Source organism: Aerosakkonema sp. BLCC-F183 (assembly GCF_041929145.1).
GTDB lineage: Bacteria > Cyanobacteriota > Cyanobacteriia > Cyanobacteriales > Aerosakkonemataceae > Aerosakkonema.
Genome location: NZ_JBHFNU010000049.1, coordinates 71,847 through 89,283, shown reverse-complemented (window position 1 = coordinate 89,283; position 17,437 = coordinate 71,847). Strand labels below are relative to the sequence as shown.

Below are 17,437 nucleotides of genomic sequence, written 5' to 3'. Positions count from 1 at the left end.
GATTACATTTGTAACTAATCTGGTTATAACACCAATTTAGTTACAAATGCAATAATTACAAAAGAAATTATTTTGGCAAATGAATGGCTCAACTCGATCCGGCTCGAAACTCTCTATGGCGGCTATTTTTGACGGTTCATACTCGCTTGTTGGAGCGGGTAGAGCAAGATTTTCGGCAGGCTGGACTGCCGACTTTTGAGTGGTACGATGTGTTAGTAGCGCTAAAGCAGGCTCCCGATCGACGGTTGCGTTTGAGTGAATTGGCGCAAGTATTGCTGGTTAACCGCACCAATGTAACGCGGTTAGTCGATCGCCTGGAAACAGCCGGACTGATTCGACGGGAAGCTTGTGCGGACGATCGGCGAGGTGCATTTGCTGTATTAACGGAAGCCGGATTGTCCATGCAGCAAAAAATGTGGACGATTTATGCTCGCAGTATTGCTCGCTACTTCGGTCGTCACTTAACTGAAGCAGATGTAGCAGTTTTTACCCAAGCTTTGTCTGCTATGCTGGAAACATTGGATGAAAGATAATTCTGGTAATGCTGTTTAGGGTCACCTAAGCACACTAACTACGGAAGAACCAGAAAAAACTTTGTATTTGTAGCCAGGGTGTTTCTAAAGAAAATCTAAAGGCGATCAAGAGTGATTCGCATTAAAAAAGATAATCAACTCAAAAAGCAGAAAACGTGAACGAATCGCGGCAGTCCCCACCTTCTTACAAGGTGGGGAAGGATAGCGGTAATTTTAAGTGGCTCGATGCCACTTAAAATTACAATCAATTTTGAGGGGAATCCACCAGACTTGATGTACTCTTTGACTTTCTCAAGTGGAGCGCCGCCAGTCGAAGCTACATAATAGGAGCTAGACCAAAGAACTGGCTGGCGGTAAAACTTAGCTAGATCTTCGCTAAACTCATTTCTGATGATGCGACTTGATGCACTTTTAAGGCTGACTGTAAACGCTGATATATTGTTATCTGGGTGGAAATCAACCAACAAATGCACATGGTCTAGCTCTCCATTAAACTCAATTAGTCTGCACTTAGTTTTTATGCAGACATGAGCAAATATCTCGCTCATCCTATCCCCGGATTTGAGCGGTGAAAATTTGGCGTCTGTATTTAGTGACAAACACCAAATGCAGCTTGTTTGGAGAAAACCGAATGAGCTCCCTTTCTCGCAGTCATTGACATTACCTATATCTGATGTTAAGCTCAATATAGCAAAGGGGGGTGATGTTGTGATTAGACGAGCGACATTTAGGCTATACCCAAAGCCAATAGCATTAAAGAAATTATTTTATGCAAGAAAGCTGCATAAAGATTTATACAATGCGGCAATAGCTAATCGTAAAACCCAATACGAAAAGTTTGGTCACTCGGTTAATTACCTTGAGCAACAAAACTCTCTTCCTGCTTTTAAAGAAGTATGGCCTGAATACAAGCAACTCGGTTCACACACTTTACAGGCAACGTTAAAGCGCGTCGATCTAGCCTACCAGTCCTTCTTTAAAGGACTACGCGGTAGGCCAAAGTTTAAGTCAATCAGGCATTATTCTGGATGGAGTTACCCCGATAAAGCTGGCTGGAAAATCCATACCACTGGTGATAATGGCTATCTAGAATTGACTGATTTAAAACTGTCAATTCAGATGCGTGGAAAAACAAGAACCTGGGGAACCCCAACTACTTGCACAATAGTTTATCGCCACGGTAAATGGTACGCATCTATAACAGTAGAATGCACACCAGTTAGAGAAACTGGGAATGGTGCAATTGGGTTGGATTTCGGGGTCTATCATGCCGTAGCTATGAGCGATGGCAAAACAATTGAAAATCCGAAGTTCTTAGCTAAAACTATTGAGAAAATCCGCCAAGTTTCCAAACAGAAATCTCGGAGGAGAGCGCCCAACTTTAAGAAGAAAGTTAAGGCTTCAAAGCGATGGAAAAAAGCGGCTAAAAAGGTAAGCAAATTACATACCAAGGTGGCCAATCAAAGGCGGGATTGGGTTCATAAAGTTGCTGCACAGATTGTTAGTTGTCATAGCATGGTAGCGACGGAAGAACTCAATTTAAAAGGGATGACCAAAAAAGCCAAGAAGGGGAATAAACGTAAACAGCAAAAAACTGGACTTAACCGTTCAATGCTGGATGTGGGAATTGGAATGTTAACTTCGGCAATCGAGTATAAATTGCAAGAAGTTGATGGTTTTTTAGTTAAAGTTCCGACTAAAAAAGTTAAGCCTTCTCAAACTTGTCCTAATTGTCATTATCAGAAAAAGAAAGATTTGTCCGAACGTATTCATCAATGTTCGGAGTGTGGCTACCAGTGCGACAGAGACGTAGCTGCATCACAAGTGATGGTGTCGTATGCGTTGGGAACCAGCGCATTTAATCGTGGATGCCAAACCTCTACTTCTACACCACAGGCTACTGGCGGATGGGGGCAAGTTTGGCTCTGGAAGCGACAGAAACCGCAATCCTCTTAGGTTGCGGTAGTTCATTACACTATGAGCCGAACACCGTACCCAAGTGACTTAAATGATACACAGTAGCAATTGAACCTGGGTTTAAAATGCTACCAAAATGATGGGTAATTGTATGCACTCTAAGGCGCAGTCAGTCTAAATTTTAGTTATTTGCCCGCTTTATGGAACACCCCCTCGATCTCGCAATCATCATTCCCGAACTCGTCAAGTATGGAGGTGCCGAACGAGTTGTCATCGAGTGCCTCGCTCATTGGCAACACCACCATCGCATTACACTTTATGCCACGTCCATCAACGATCGGGTCGTGCGCGAGTTCTGCCCAGAGACTCGCTTCAAATTTGTGCAACTTTCACCTTACTTTCAAGGGGATCATGCGTTCTTCTTGAACGGCACCTTGCTGCCCAAACTGTGGCAACAGGAAATCGGTACACATGACATTTACCATACTCATCTTTGGCCTTGTCATCTGATTGACCGACACCCGATGGTGTGGTATCCGCACGAACCCCCCCGTATGCTGGAAGATCTGCGGCTCAGTCAGCTTCCCAATGACTCGATTACATCTGATGTGTGGAAGGTTCACGTTTACCCGAAGTTCACCTACGATGATGTTCCATCGCGGGTTTACGAAGCAACCATGAACGCGCTGGGAATGTTTGACAAGCTGGGCAATCCAGACCGCATAGTTGCGAACAGTCACTATGTTGCTCAGTATTTGTCACAGGTTTATGGACGAATCGTTGCAGACGTAGTTTACCCAGGCGTTGTATGTGCCAACCAGATCGTTGAGCTTTCGCCGAATGTCCAGTTCCTCACCGTTGGTCAACTCTGGCCACATAAACGAGTGAAGATGATTATTGAGGCACTGGCGATGATACCGGATGCAAGGCTGGTGATTGTCGGAGATGGCCCTGAACGTGAGAAACTTGAACGAATAGCTGTGTCCCTTGGTATCAGCGATCGCGTTTGTTTCAAGCACGGACTGTCAAAAGCAGAGTTGGAAGCAGAGTACAATGCTTGTCGTGCTGTTGTTTTCGCGGCAGCACGCGAACCGTTCGGCATTGTTCCTCTAGAAGCATTGGCTCATGGCCGTCCCTTGATTGCAGTCAATGAGGGAGGATATACAGAGGTTGTTGACCCTCAATGTGCCCTACTGGTGTCGCCGCGTCCTCAAAAACTGGCCGATCGGATGAACCTGCTGGCGCGTGACATTGATTTAGCTAGAGCGATGGGTGAAGCTGGTTGGAGAAAAGCCCAGCAATATAGCTGGAACAACTCGGCGAATCAGCTAATTAAAATTATTGAGTCCACGTTTAATACTTATCCACAGGAATACAAGCAGGGGGATGATGAAACTGCGGCATTTTGTCCGCTGCTGGGAGTCCAATATTATTGCTGGTATGGAGATGGATCTGGCAATCTTCATTGGAACGACAATTTGGAATTCGGAGCGGTTGATGATATGCCCGAAATCGGGTTTTATTCGTCGCTAGATGGTGATGCCCTGAAATATCATTTTGAATTGATGGAGCGACATGGCATAGACTTTCTGGTTGCCAACCTGCATATTGATTCAAACGGTGTGAATGAGCATGAGTTGGCTGGACTGATTCGGATGTTTCATGTTGCGGAACTAACCAGATCCCAAATCCGTATTGCAATTCAACTGTGTCCCTACGAGCCTTCCGATGATGGATTAGAGCGGGCGATCGCTACCATCAGAGATCTGTCAAACTCACCCAACTATTTCAAGTTTAAATCCCAACCAGTAATGTTCTTATTTTGGACTAGCGTTTGGGACGGACAACGAACTGAGATTGACAATCTGAAAGCGGCGACTGATGGATTCTTGCGAATCGCTTGTAGTTTGAGGCTACCTTCAGATACAGAATCGTTGTATCTGACCTTTGGGCTATTTGATTCGTGGGCACTTTTTTCACCTCTGGAAGTAGCATCTTCTGAGAATTGGCAGAGTGTTTGGGCACAGGCATATCGGCGATCGGATTGTAGCAACAAGGGAATTCGCACGGTAACAGTCAGCCCAGGCTATGACGATCGCCATCTAACCGATATTCGCAGGAGCAACAATCGATTTCGTTGTGTTGACCGAAATCAGGGAAAAACTCTCCATAGCATGACAGAGTTTGTGCTTCGTCAATCTGTGATGCCACAACTGGTGCTTGTATCTACTTTTAATGAATACCATGAAAATAGCCATATCGAGCCAACCAAAAGGTATGGATCGCAATATATGGAAGCAATCAAAGATTTTGGACAAGCTTTGCGAACAAAATGGATGTGAGTAAATAATTCGTAATTCGTAATTAAAAATTATCTAGTTGTTCATCAATTAATCATTAATTCAATGGCAGAAACCAAGCGTTATTTTGTTTTGAGTTCTCCGAGGTCAGGGACGCATATGCTGCGGACGAGTCTAGACAATCATCCTCAAGTCGTATGTATGACTGAGATGTTCAATCCAGACTATACCGAGAGCAAGTATGACTTTACGCCTGATACTCCAGCTGCCGAGATTCTTGCTAACTATATCTTCACTCCACAAAATATGATGCACTCTTGCGTCGGTTTTCTATTACACCGTTGTGGGGCAAGGTTCGGTAACTGGCCGGATCTTTGGTCGCTTCTTGAACAGGACAAGCATCTAGCTGCGATCAGTCTCCGTCGCCAAAATCTCTTGCGTCGTTATCTCTCTGTTCAGTTGATGAAGAATCAGGATCTGGAAGGGAATCCGCCAGCATCACTCCACTTTGACAAGGATCTACTGATCCGGGACTTCCAGAAGCAGGAGGCTAAGATTGCCGAGTTTGATGCGAGATTCTCTGACCACCCGCTGATAACTGTTACTTATGAGGATTTGTGCGATCGCTACACAGAGACTATGGGCCGCATTCAATCGTTTCTTAATCTTACACCAGTAAATCTTGAACCTGGAACTAAGAAGCGGGCAACCCCAGCATTGGCACAGATAGTTGCCAATTATACGGAACTCAAACGCGAATTTGCCGATACCAAGTGGTTCAGTTTCTTTGATGACTAAGCTTGAAAGAGTTACTCCGTTCCCGCCAGAAATACAAAATCTTCTGGCGGGAACGGAGTAAATGCAAACTGGTGTCTACTCTCCAGCACAAAATTTTCCCATTTCATCCTGATGGGAAGAAAAACTGAAGAATTTACTAAATATCGCCATGCAAAATTTAGTTTTGGCAATATCGGAATATTCCGGATTATGACTCAATCTCAAATTGCCGTCAGGATTCCCCATCATTCCGACTGATAGCTTTTTAGGAGTATAACGAGATGCAAATTGAAATCCAAGGACGAGATGCAGTCAAAGCCACAGGAGAACTGTTGGCAATTGAAGGACTGCAAGGCAGCTATGAAATTATAGATGAAACCGAAAAAGAAGGCACCCTCGCTACGATTGCCACCATTGTTGGTATCATCGGCGGCACCATCACGATTTCTGAAAAACTTTACAAATGGTCTCAGAAGTATCAGAAATCATTGTCAGGTTCTACTGAGCCAAAAATTGAAAAAGTTCTGATTGTTTCTCCCAGTGGTAAGCGGCTGTTGCTCAAAGATGCGACGGTAGAGCAGATTCAGGAAATTTTAAAAAATTAGAGTAGGCAGCAATGGAAATTCTCCACATTGACCTAAAACTTATTGGGAATAAGTATGCTGAGTTCCGTTACTTCTGGGATAACCCCAACAATTACCAGTACTGCCAACTGCCTCTAACACAAATTGCTGACTTGATTGAACGGTCAGAAACTGATTACTATACCCTACTTCCTGAAGACTATACCAAAACAGGTCAGTTACTTTATAACTGGTTAGATGGGACAGATCGCATTCTTCAAAATGCCATTAACCAACATAAACGGGAAGGAATTATATTAGCCATTGCTGCATCTGAAGGGCTGGCTCATTTGCCTTGGGAAATCCTCCATGATGGGAAAGGCTTTTTGGTAGAACGCAAACCAGGTATTGTTCCGATTCGGTGGGTCAAGGATGAGAACCACAGACAACTGACTCTAAAGGAACAGCCAGCAAATAGAGCCTTGAATGTTCTATTTATGGCAACTTCTCCATTAGGAATTCAACCCGAATTAGATTTTGAAGCAGAAGAAGCCCAAATTTTAGAAGCAACGAAGCGCCAACCTCTATGCTTAATTGTTGAGGAAAGTGGTTGCCTTAAAGAATTAGGTTATTTAGTAGAAGATTACGAAAAAAATTACTTTGATATCGTTCATATCACGGGTCATGCCACAATTTGCGGTGAAAAAGCCTACTTTATTACCGAGACAGAATTTGGAGAGGCAAAATATAGTAGTGCCGCAGATATCGCGACGGAATTACAATTTCAATATCCTCAATTAATTTTTCTTTCAGGTTGCCGGACGGGGTACTTAACAAATGAAGGCACAATCCCATCAATGGCAGAAGAATTGTTGAAACAAGGGGCAACTGCCGTTTTAGGATGGGGTGAAAAAGTTTTAGATACAGATGCAGCCAAAGCTGCGGGGATTCTCTATCAGGAACTATCAGCCGGGAAGACGGTGACAGAAGCACTATCTTGCACCTATCAAGCACTGTTAAGAATGCGATTGCAAGATAAACAAGTGCGAGATTGGCATTTATTGCGTTTGTATGTCGCTGAAACAATTCCAGGCGCTTTGGTGAGGCGCGGACCCAAACCCGTACCTCGTCGTTCTGTTGTTCAAGAGTTTTTAGACCCGGAGAAGAAACTCAGAGTTGCTACCCGCGAGACGTTTGTTGGTCGTCGTCGTCAGTTACAAAACTGCTTGCGAGTCCTGAAGACGAACACCGAACAAATTGGTGTTTTAATTCATGGCATGGGCGGATTAGGAAAAAGTACCATTGCAGCCCGGTTATGCGACCGCTTATCTGAGTTTGAAAAAGTTATAGGGTGGCGACAAATTGATGAATCCGGTATCGTCAATAAGTTAGCTGATAAATTAGTCAAACCAGAGTTCCGGGAACTCCGCCAAGAACTGTTAGATAGCCATGAAGAACTGAAATATAAACTGGCTAATCTATTTAGTGAACTGAGTGAAAAGCCCTTTTTGTTAGTGTTTGATGACTTTGAATGGAATTTAGAGGCTCGTCAAGGAAGATATGTTCTCAAACCGGAAGCTGCTCAAGTGCTGAGTGCTTTAGTGTGGGCAATTCAAGAAACTTACACTAACCACCGGATTGTTATTACCTGTCGCTATGACTTTGAATCTGATTTATTAGACTATTTCTATAAACAGCCTTTAGAAGCTTTTCGCAAATCAGATTTAAAGAAGAAACTCAATCGTTTAAAGACTTTTAATTGTGAGAATATTGAGCCGCAAATCATTGAAAGAGCCAAAGCCTTAGCTGATGGCAATCCGCGCTTACTGGAATATCTCAATGATGAAGTTTTAGGTAAACCAGATGCAGCAGCTAAATTAACAAGACTAGAACAAAGTCCCGAAGAGTGGAAAGAAAAAATTATTTGGCCAGACCTGTATCAGCTTATTGATGAGCCTTTACAACGGGTTCTCAGTCATTGCTTAATCTATGAAATTCCTGTACCAATGACGGCTTTAGAAAGAGTTTCTAATTCTCGTCCTAATTACCAAAAGCAATTACAACGGGCACGAGAACTAGGACTCATTGAAATCAGTCCTGACGTTCAAGAAGAAAATCAAGTCTTTCGCGTCTCTCGAATTTTACCTCATATAATTCCCCAGAGCCGACTTCCTGAAGCACCAGCAGTTTATTCTTTGTATAATAATGCTCATAAAATATTACATCAGTTATGGGGAAATGAAGAAAATAGAAGTGAGGAAAAGTGGCAGGAGATTTTTCGGTTATTGTTTGGCGATCGCGAAAATACAGAACGATTCAGACAGGGATTCTATGATATGTTGGCAGTTGAAAATCATGAGGCAGATCGAGCCTTAGAATCAGAAGTGAGACAACTGAAAGATGAGTTATCAACAGAGAATCTTTGCCGTCAATTAGAGGATTATTTAAGTCAACAAGAATGGAGAAAAGCTGACGAGGAAACTGCCTGGATTTTTTATCAAGTGATGGTGCAAGAAGGCTATACATATTGGTACGAGGTATGCAAAAATTTTCCCTGTGAAACCCTCAGACAGATTGATCAACTTTGGATTGATAACAGTCAAGGACGTTTTGGATTCAGCATTCAAAAGCAAATCTGGGAAAGTGTGGGCGGACATCCAGATGCTGATAGTGAAATATATGAGAAGTTTGGTGATAAAGTAGGATGGAGATGGGGAGAACTTACGTTTAACGACGATGCTCCATTTGACGATGCTCCATTCGGCCACTTGCCCGCCCGCTGTGCCACGCCGCCCGCCCACCGCGTTACGGGCTGGATGGTGGCTGGTGGCTTGTGGAGAGGGGGGGGTCTTCCGATGGTCCGGGGTTACGGGTTACCGTTTCTTCTCTCGTGTCTAGCTTAATTTTGGTACTAATTTTCACGAAATCATCGGTTTTTCCCCAATTCGATACCAGGCACCGTCTGTCACTTGGGTCTGTTCTTCTAAAGACAGAATGGCCAGGTTAACAGACCAGTACAAACTAAGAATCATAAAAAAACTGTGCAGCTACTTTCGGGTCATAGCAATTAGCCATCACAAACTTTTCCGCCACCTGGCGAATTTCCGAATCAGTTGCTTCCCATTCGTCCCAAGGTAATTTCATTTGTCCAGGAATACGTCTTTTCCTTTCCTTCGCACTCAACACCTTGGGTAGTAATTTACTTCCCTAGTGACAACAGTTTTACCGTTTGGGTTGAGTGCTATTCAAGGTTCATTAATTTTATCGCTTGGTTTAGACGATCCAGCTCCTTTTTAGCGCACGCTCGCGCAATTACCAACACAACTCACTTGACACGATTTCTAACTCAAAAGTTTGGCTTTTCCAACTAAATCAGCGACTTTCTGCATTGTACAACTCACTTAGACTTGCTATATCTGCACCAAATACTCATAGATTTTACTGAGCGTTCGGATAAAGCCATTTGTAAAACAGTCGAGTTATCTGGGGCATCACGATGTAAGTCATTATCCAGACGACTATTCCAATGATGATGACTTGCGCTAATAACTCAGGTACGGGTACAAGCAACGGTTTCAAAACATATCTGACAGTAGATAACGTAAAAAATACTGCTAACCAAGAGAGCAACGCCATCTTGTAACGCTTGGGCGGAGATTTTTGAGGTCGGCGAGGCAGTTCAAACCAAGTTTCTAACCCCGTCATAACTTGTATATTCTCCGATTCTTGAATCAAAGGTTTGACACGCTCGATCCATTCTCGACGTACATCTGACTCTAACCAAGCTTTTAGGTTTTCGTGACGATCGAAGTGAAGCACGATGATGTACTCCTGATGTACTCCCTTCTGGGGTCGTAAGATATTGACTCCCAGATGTCCTTTAAATGTTTTCGCAACTGGAATAATTCCTTCGATCCATTCCTCGTATCCCGAGGAGCGTCCTAGTTTGACGAGATGAGTAATTACAGCCGTGACGTGGTATTCAGTGTTGAAGGTAAGGCCATTCATAGTCTTTAATAAACTTCTAACGCCAATGAGATCGACTGGAAGCAGATTGGGTTCTCGTATTTTAGCGGTCAGCGCGTCGAAGAAAAACAATCCCGCTCGTTTGGCGGCGAAATACTCCCTGGCTTGAGTATAAATGCCAGTTGGGTTTCATCTTTAGCTTGAGTGACGGTTTGAAGTAACGATCGCAAGTCAGCCATAAGCGACGAAGCGATCGTGGCTGGTGGTAACAATTAAAATCTTAGTCATGTGGCGATTTCTACAGTTAATTTTGTGTGATTTAATAGACAATTTCTGCTGATGATTCAGGAGTAGTGTGAAATTCCCAGTAGTTTTCTGCAATGCTTTCTGGGTTGTATTTAGGATCGCTTGGGTTAACTACACCGCAAATAGTAATTGTCCCCACTCGAATGCCTTCGTTTTTCAAGGCATCGCTTAATATTTTGGCTAAATTGCGAATACCTGCTTTCCCAATAGATAGGGAGGCAAAATCTGGACTGGGATATAAAGCGAATCCGCCCCCCGTCAGGAGAATAGTTCCTTTTCCTTGCTGTCGCATTCCGGGTAAAACTGACTGTACGGCAACTAATGCTCCTGCTACGTTTACTTGGAAATCATTGATTAAACTCTCAAAAGTTTCATTCAGAACATTTACCATTTTTGGCACGGCTGCATTGTAAATAAGAACTTCTGGATTTCCTATATTTTTCACGGAGGCAAAAGCAGATTTTAACGAATCCTCGTTACCCGCATCGGCAGTGAAATAATGTGCTTCATACCCTTCTGTTTGCAAGCTGTTTTTAAATTCGTTTAATTTAGTTTCATTGCGAGCTAGCATGGCGATCGCATAGCCTTCTTTAGCAAAGCGACGTGCTATTGCCAGTCCATTCCCCTCACCCATACCGACAATTGCCAGCAATTTTTTCATGCCGTTACCAGCCTCAAACTAAGGAACGAAGTTGCTATTACTGGCAATGTAACAGGCTAGAATGAATTAATCAAATCGATTATAACTATACTCACTATCAATGAAATCAATAAACTTAGGGACGATCGACCTAAATTTACTGGTGGCGTTCGAGGCTTTGTTTGAGGAACGCAGCGTCACAGCTGCCGCCCAAAGGTTATACTTGGGACAACCTGCTATGAGTGCAGCGCTGGGAAGGTTGCGATCGCTATTTGAGGATGAGCTATTTATCCGCATTGGTGCGAAAATGGAACCAACGAGCAAATGTAAGGCTCTGGCTCCCGGTATTTTGACAGCATTGCAACAAATTCGCCAAACTATCGAATTTAATCTCGGTTTTAACCCGGTTTCTTCTCAACGCAGTTTTGCGATCGGCAGTTCGGACTCCGTGAGCTATGTAGTGGTACCAAAGCTATGGGAAATTTGTCAACAAACAGCCCCAGGAATTAACTTGCGACTGATGGGATTTGAAAAAGATAATGTTAAAGAAATGTTAGAGCAGGGGATTCTTGATGTAGCGTTAGGAGTGTTTCCCAATCCACCTCAGCAAACATTACTCAAACCTTTGTTTCAAGAGCGATTCATCGGAATTGCCCGCCAAGGACATCCGGCATTAATAGATGGCTCTATGTCAAGAGAAACCTTTGCCAGTTTGCCTCATGCGTTGTTCACAATGCGACGGGATGCAACGGGAGAAATCGATAAGTTATTAGCTCGTTACCATCTCCAAAGGCGCGTGGCATTGACAATTTCCCATGCTTTAGCAATACCAGAGATTGTATCAAAAAGCGATCTAATTGCAGCAATTCCTTCTCGTTTAGCTAAAACTTTTATCTCTTTATGTCCTTTAAAGATGTTTGAAATCCCCTTAGAAATAGAGCCTTGGACTGTTTCATTACTGTGGAGTAAGCTAGTCGATAAAGACATTGCTAATTCTTGGTTAAGACAAATGATCGAAACTGTTTGTCAAACTATTTAATTTGATAATTTTATTTAAGTTTTCCACTTGTTAAATGGATGCTTAACTAAATTGGCATTGAAGTATCTCGGAGCGTTTGACAATTATTACTATCCATCAAACAAAGTGTTTTAATTAACGAATTGTACTTATTACGAACGTCTAAGACGATTTATCAGATAGCATCCTAATTTCTCTAAACCAGTTCCTATTAAATACACTAATAATGCTGTAAAACCTATATATGGTGCCACTTGAAACCAATTCCGCACATCAAATTCTTTCACCGCTATCCCTAGTAAATCTGCCAATAAAAAAGCAGGGGAAACCAGAGCAATTGTTAGCAATCCATTAAAACAACTGATGATGCAGCCAGTCCGAAAATTATGTTGTTCTTGAATGGCCACATTAATCGCTACAACTAGATAAAAACTCGCTAACGCCAACCCGCTATACGACAAAAAATAATGACATTTCAACCTTTGGCGGTTGTGAAGACTAGGAGTATTCGAGCGCTCCTGTGGATTCATGTTAACGGAATTATGAACGTTATCAGGTAAGACAATTACTATAACATAGTATTAGAAGATTTTGTTATGATTTAGTATATCTTATGAGGTTTATGCTTTACTGTTACCAACCCTTACACAAGACTGCCTGCTCAAAGCACCCTTTGTATTCAGTCATTATGTCAGCACAGATAAAAATTCCCCGAAACGTTTGGATCTTAGGTTTCACCAGCTTGTTCAACGATATCAGTAGTGAAACGATCCATGCGGTGCTGCCGTTATTCTTGGTTTCAACTCTTAGTGCAGACGTTGCCTTGATTGGCTTAATTGAAGGGATAGCAGAAGCAACTGCATCAATTCTCAAAATATTTTCGGGAGCGATTAGTGACCATTGGCAACGGCGCAAAGGATTAGCTGTCTTTGGCTACGGGCTTTCTACCGCAGTAAAACCACTATTTGTCGTTGCCAGTAGCCCATTGTGGGTGTTGTTAGCGCGGGTAGGCGATCGCATTGGTAAGGGGATTCGGGTTGCGCCTAGAGATGCCCTGGTTGCGGATTCAACCGATGCTTCTAATCGAGGTGCTGCCTACGGTTTACGCCAATCTCTCGATACGATCGGTGCTTTTTTAGGCCCTTTATTGGCATTTGGATTTCTGAGTGCAGGGCAAAGTTTTCGGTTCATCTTTACCGTCGCATTAGTTCCTGGAATCTTAGCTGTGTTATGTCTTGCTGTAGGGATACGTGAGCCTCGACAGCCTTACCATACTTTGACCCGTCCAAATCCACTCAATTTTCAAGCCTTGAAAAGTCTGGGCACCGCCTATTGGGGATTGGCGATCGCTTTACCTGCAAGTTTTTTGGCAGGATGGTTATGGCAAACCGTGAGTCCAGAATCAGCATTCCTGGTTGGCAGTGGTTTTGCAGTGGCAGGAATTGCTCTTCTCTCCTTGCAGCAACAAACTAAGTTGGGAATTTGATATTTAATTTAGATTCATATATCCCGTCATTGCGGTGATTCTTAAAAGATTATGAAAAGCAAGTCTGCTCGATTCTATACGATTCTTTCCATCGGGGCTGCACTGCTGACGATCGGGCTCAAAGCAGGAGCCTACTTTCTGACTGGCTCGGTTGGTCTACTGTCAGATGCCGCTGAGTCTGTCGTGAACTTGGTGGCAGCAGTGGTCGCAACCTGGGCTGTGACCTATGCCGCTAAGCCGCCCGATGAAGAACATTCTTTCGGGCATTACAAAGCTGAATATTTTTCTAGTGGAGTAGAAGGTGCCTTGATTCTGGTAGCAGCAGCAAGCATTGCTGCTGCCGCTTGGGAACGGTTGCTACATCCACAGCCCCTAGAGCAATTGAGCATTGGATTAGGGTTATCGTTGGTTGCTACTGCTGTCAATGGTATCCTAGCCTTGGCAATGCTAAGAGCGGGTAGGCGTTTGCGTTCTATCACATTGAGGGCAGATGCCCATCATCTCCTGACCGATGTTTGGACTTCGGTAGGGGTGATAGTGGGATTAATTCTGGTGCCAATTACGCATTGGTTGATTCTCGACCCCATGATTGCGTTGATTGTGGCTGTTAATATTGTCTGGACTGGAGTGAGATTGTTACGTGAGACAGCTTTGGGGCTACTGGATACCGCGATGCCACTTCCAGAACGCCAAGCGATCGCGGATATTTTGACCCGTTACGATTCTCAGGGCGTTCAGTTTCATGCTTTGAGAACCAGGGTAGCAGGGTCACGTCGCTTTGTCTCCTTGCACGTGTTAGTTCCTGGAGCCTGGACAGTCAAGCAGGGACACGATCTCTGTGAGGAAATCGAACTGGCAATTGTGCGAGCGCTCCCTGGAACTTATATCTTCACTCATTTAGAGCCTTTGGAAGACCCAACATCTTGGGAAGATCGACAGTTGGATCGATTCATTCAATAACACCTGACGGGGCGACAACTATGGCTCAAAGGTAGATAGGATAAGCATTTTAGCTCTATGACCTCGCTGGTAATTAGGCCGTTTATGTGGGCTTAATGACATCAATTGAGCAGTTTGTTCAGCCAATAAAATCAGAGTTCCACCCAAACATAAGCGTGTATACCAATATAAAAGCTGCTATGACGGCGCTGTGTCCTCCGTTTTTCTTTGAGGCGGCCAACATATTTAACTAATCCCTTATTTTTGATTTTTTCCCCAGACATAATCGAACTGGTATAAGCCAAAGTCATCAATATAATTAAGGCAATTAGTTTCTTGATAAATTTTTATTAAAAAAATTCTTAATCACATTTTAAGCAGCGACAATAATTTAGGTATTTCAAAATAGTTAGTTTTGGAAAATATTATGAAACGCAAATGGATTGCTTTAGCCGGAATTAGTATCGCTACAATTATAGCATTATGTGCGATCGTACAGTTACAACGACCGAAACAAGCTAGCCGAGAATTAGCGCCCGATCGACCCGGTGAAGAAGAAGATTTAAACCGGGAATTGTGGGAATTTGCTAAAAAAACTCCCTATCCCGGTACTGTTAAACAAGCTATACCACAAGCGGGAGAAATCCGTTTACCTAATGGTTGGAAAATTACGCCTGCTGGTACTCAATTACAAGTGGGAAGATTTCCTTATGAGGCAGTTCCTTATGCAGGGAAGTTAGTAGTTCTCAATACTGGTTGGTACGGGCAAGACCCCCAAGAAGTCTCAATTGTCGATACTAATAGTAACAAAGTCATCAAGACTTTGCCATTCAAATCTCTTTTCCCCAGCGCCAAACAAGGGTTAGATGGCGACCTCTACATTAGTGGTGGTTTTGACCAAAAAATATATCGCATTAACAAACAATTTAATCCGGTACGCCAATATCCGGTAAAAGGTTACGCGGCGGGAATTGCGCCAGTAGATGTCAAACATATTGCCGTCGCTTATATGGTAGCAGAAAACAAACAAAAAGCTTATGTTAAGGGTAAGCTAACTATTCTTAATACTCAAACTGGTGTCGTAGAAAGAGAAATAACTGTAGGATATTTCCCTTATGCAGTGCAATACCAAAATGGCAAGCTTTATCTCGCCCTTTTGGGAGAAAACAAAGTTCTCGTTTACGATCGACAATTGCGATTGAGAAAAACTATTACTGTTGGCAGAACTCCCCAAAGTTTCTGTACTAACGGGCAACAATTATTAGTGGTAAATACCACTTCCGATAATATCTCCGTAATAGATACAAAAAAAGATGCGGTAGTTGGCACAATTGACGTCCGTCACCAAGGTTTTCGCTTTGGCAGTTCTCCTACTTCCTGCGCTGTAGATGGCAATAAACTGTACGTTACTCAAGCAGAAATAAACGCTGTTGCTATTTTCGATAAAAATACTAAACAATTACAAGGATTTGTGCCTACTGGTTGGTATCCTACCAAAGTATTGTTCGATCGAGGAAAGATGTTGGTGTTAAGTGCAAAGGGTATCTTTCCTCGTCGTCCCAACCCACAAGGGCCACAAGCTGTTAGTAATAAAGGCGGCAACCAATACGTGCTATCTTTGCTTAAAGGTACTGTTTCTATTTTGCCGCAAAAATTAATATCAGCCAACCTACCTAAATACCGCCAGCAAGTAGAAGAAGGTTCTCCGATTTACAGTCCGAAAGAAGGGATGAAATTGCCCATCAAACATATCTTCTACATCGTCAAAGAAAATCGTACTTACGACCAAATATTAGGCGATTTGGGCAGGGGTAATGGCGATCCTTCTCTCACTCTTTTCGGGCGCGATATCACTCCCAATCATCACAAATTAGCTGAAGATTTCGTTACTTTGGATAACTTTTATGTGAATGGCGAAATTAGCGTTTTAGGCCATAGTTTTACCACTAGCGGTTATGCCAGCCCGTTTTTAGAATGGCTGGGGAATATGAGATATGCTAATCGCTACAATGATTATCCATTTGGGATTGTGCCAGCTACTTTTTCTCCGGCTTATCTTTGGAATGCTTTGGAAGCGAAAAATATAGATTATCGTATTTATGGAGAACCGTACTACATTTTCACCCGGTCTTACCAACTTATTGTCGAATCTTATGGCGCAGATAGCCAACTAGCAAAGAAGTTCTACACTCAAAGTATGGCTTTGGCTGCCCAAACAGACCGAGGTAAAGCGGCAAGTGAAGTTTTCAAAGCTAATTATGGGAAAGCGGATACTCCTGAAGATGCGTTACGCTTGCTAGAAAATCCTCAATTTGCCAATTTCCTCTCGAAAGTTTTCGTAGGTGATGATAGTCTGGCGAAAGCATGGCAGCAAAATCGTGCTTTTCGGCAAAAGTTTGCCAAATTCCTCTATCACTATCCGCTGAATTACCATTACTACGATTTAAGTTATTCCGATTTGCAGCGGTTTGAAGATTGGAAAACTGATTTTGAGAAACAGCTACAATCTGGAAAAGTGGCGCAACTTAGCTATATTTGGTTACCTAACGACCATACGGCTGGAGAAAATCCCGATTATCCCAATCCTTATCAATTAGTAGCGCAAAATGATGCGGCTTTGGGCAAGATTGTGGAGACGATTTCTCAAAGTCCGATTTGGAAAGATAGCTTGATTTTGGTGGTGGAAGATGATGCCCAAAATGGGCCAGACCATGTGGATGCAACGCGAACGGTGGCTTTAGCAGCTAGTCCTTATCTTAAACGAGGAATGGTGGTGAGCGATCGCTACGACCAGCTCAGTTTGCTACGTACTATTGAAGTAATCTTAGGATTAGACCCTCTCAATATGAATGATGCGCTGGCAGTACCGATGTTTGGCATATTTAGCGATACACCTAATAACTCTGCCTTTATTCCCACTGCACCTTCCACCTATTTGACAGCGGAAGATAAGCAGCGATACGCCAGATTTTAAACTCTAATTAACGTATGT

General features: G+C 43.1%; 16 protein-coding genes. 10 read left to right on the top strand and 6 right to left on the bottom strand.

Annotated elements, in window-relative coordinates; genetic code table 11:
• Positions 1–83: 83 nt before the first annotated feature.
• Entirely contained in the window at positions 84–533 is a 450-nt protein-coding gene (locus tag ACE1CD_RS14685; protein ID WP_374825057.1) for a MarR family winged helix-turn-helix transcriptional regulator, read from the top strand.
• 134 nt (positions 534–667) lie between these two features.
• Here the strand turns inward: ACE1CD_RS14685 and tnpA are convergent, their stop codons facing one another.
• Entirely contained in the window at positions 668–1,081 is a 414-nt protein-coding gene (tnpA, locus tag ACE1CD_RS14680; RefSeq protein ID WP_374825055.1) for an IS200/IS605 family transposase, read from the bottom strand.
• Positions 1,082–1,139: 58 nt separating this feature from the next.
• Between tnpA and ACE1CD_RS14675 the strand changes: the two genes are divergently transcribed.
• From ACE1CD_RS14675 to ACE1CD_RS14655, 5 genes are all read left to right on the top strand, one after another.
• A complete protein-coding gene (locus ACE1CD_RS14675; protein ID WP_374825053.1) occupies positions 1,140–2,489 on the top strand; it encodes an RNA-guided endonuclease InsQ/TnpB family protein in 1,350 nt (449 codons plus the stop codon).
• Between the two features lie 161 nt (positions 2,490–2,650).
• Positions 2,651–4,792, top strand: a complete 2,142-nt coding sequence (locus tag ACE1CD_RS14670; RefSeq protein WP_374825051.1) for a glycosyltransferase — start codon at positions 2,651–2,653, stop codon at positions 4,790–4,792.
• A gap of 159 nt (positions 4,793–4,951) precedes the next feature.
• A complete protein-coding gene (locus ACE1CD_RS14665; protein ID WP_374825049.1) occupies positions 4,952–5,548 on the top strand; it encodes a hypothetical protein in 597 nt (198 codons plus the stop codon).
• Positions 5,549–5,808: 260 nt separating this feature from the next.
• Positions 5,809–6,132 (top strand): hypothetical protein, encoded by a 324-nt coding sequence (locus ACE1CD_RS14660; protein ID WP_374825047.1) that lies wholly within the window; start codon positions 5,809–5,811, stop codon positions 6,130–6,132.
• Positions 6,133–6,143: 11 nt separating this feature from the next.
• A complete protein-coding gene (locus ACE1CD_RS14655) occupies positions 6,144–8,993 on the top strand; it encodes a GUN4 domain-containing protein (protein ID WP_374825045.1) in 2,850 nt (949 codons plus the stop codon).
• A 118-nt stretch (positions 8,994–9,111) separates the two neighbouring features.
• Here the strand turns inward: ACE1CD_RS14655 and ACE1CD_RS14650 are convergent, their stop codons facing one another.
• The 4 genes from ACE1CD_RS14650 to ACE1CD_RS14635 all read right to left on the bottom strand — a co-directional run bounded on the left by ACE1CD_RS14650 (position 9,112) and on the right by ACE1CD_RS14635 (position 11,023).
• On the bottom strand, positions 9,112–9,234 hold the full coding sequence (locus ACE1CD_RS14650; RefSeq protein ID WP_374795486.1) for a hypothetical protein: 123 nt from the start codon (positions 9,232–9,234) through the stop codon (positions 9,112–9,114).
• Positions 9,235–9,528: 294 nt separating this feature from the next.
• Positions 9,529–10,098 (bottom strand): antibiotic biosynthesis monooxygenase, encoded by a 570-nt coding sequence (locus ACE1CD_RS14645; protein WP_374795485.1) that lies wholly within the window; start codon positions 10,096–10,098, stop codon positions 9,529–9,531.
• A 68-nt stretch (positions 10,099–10,166) separates the two neighbouring features.
• Positions 10,167–10,328: a hypothetical protein gene (locus tag ACE1CD_RS14640; RefSeq protein ID WP_374795484.1), complete on the bottom strand. Its 162-nt coding sequence runs from the start codon at positions 10,326–10,328 to the stop codon at positions 10,167–10,169.
• A 47-nt stretch (positions 10,329–10,375) separates the two neighbouring features.
• On the bottom strand, positions 10,376–11,023 hold the full coding sequence (locus ACE1CD_RS14635; protein WP_374795483.1) for an SDR family NAD(P)-dependent oxidoreductase: 648 nt from the start codon (positions 11,021–11,023) through the stop codon (positions 10,376–10,378).
• Between the two features lie 100 nt (positions 11,024–11,123).
• Between ACE1CD_RS14635 and ACE1CD_RS14630 the strand changes: the two genes are divergently transcribed.
• A complete protein-coding gene (locus tag ACE1CD_RS14630) occupies positions 11,124–12,041 on the top strand; it encodes a LysR family transcriptional regulator (RefSeq protein ID WP_374795482.1) in 918 nt (305 codons plus the stop codon).
• Positions 12,042–12,172: 131 nt separating this feature from the next.
• On the opposite strand, the gene ACE1CD_RS14625 is transcribed toward ACE1CD_RS14630, so the two are convergent.
• Positions 12,173–12,550, bottom strand: coding sequence for a hypothetical protein (locus ACE1CD_RS14625; protein WP_374795481.1), 378 nt, complete (start codon positions 12,548–12,550; stop codon positions 12,173–12,175).
• Between the two features lie 158 nt (positions 12,551–12,708).
• On the opposite strand from ACE1CD_RS14625, the gene ACE1CD_RS14620 reads away from it, so the two are divergent.
• The 3 genes from ACE1CD_RS14620 to ACE1CD_RS14610 all read left to right on the top strand — a co-directional run bounded on the left by ACE1CD_RS14620 (position 12,709) and on the right by ACE1CD_RS14610 (position 17,419).
• Positions 12,709–13,506 carry an MFS transporter gene (locus tag ACE1CD_RS14620; RefSeq protein ID WP_374795480.1) on the top strand — a complete coding sequence of 266 codons (798 nt, stop codon included), beginning with the start codon at positions 12,709–12,711 and terminating at the stop codon, positions 13,504–13,506.
• Between the two features lie 51 nt (positions 13,507–13,557).
• Entirely contained in the window at positions 13,558–14,466 is a 909-nt protein-coding gene (locus ACE1CD_RS14615; protein ID WP_374825043.1) for a cation diffusion facilitator family transporter, read from the top strand.
• Between the two features lie 406 nt (positions 14,467–14,872).
• Positions 14,873–17,419 (top strand): alkaline phosphatase family protein, encoded by a 2,547-nt coding sequence (locus ACE1CD_RS14610; protein ID WP_374825041.1) that lies wholly within the window; start codon positions 14,873–14,875, stop codon positions 17,417–17,419.
• The last annotated feature ends 18 nt before the right edge of the window (positions 17,420–17,437 follow it).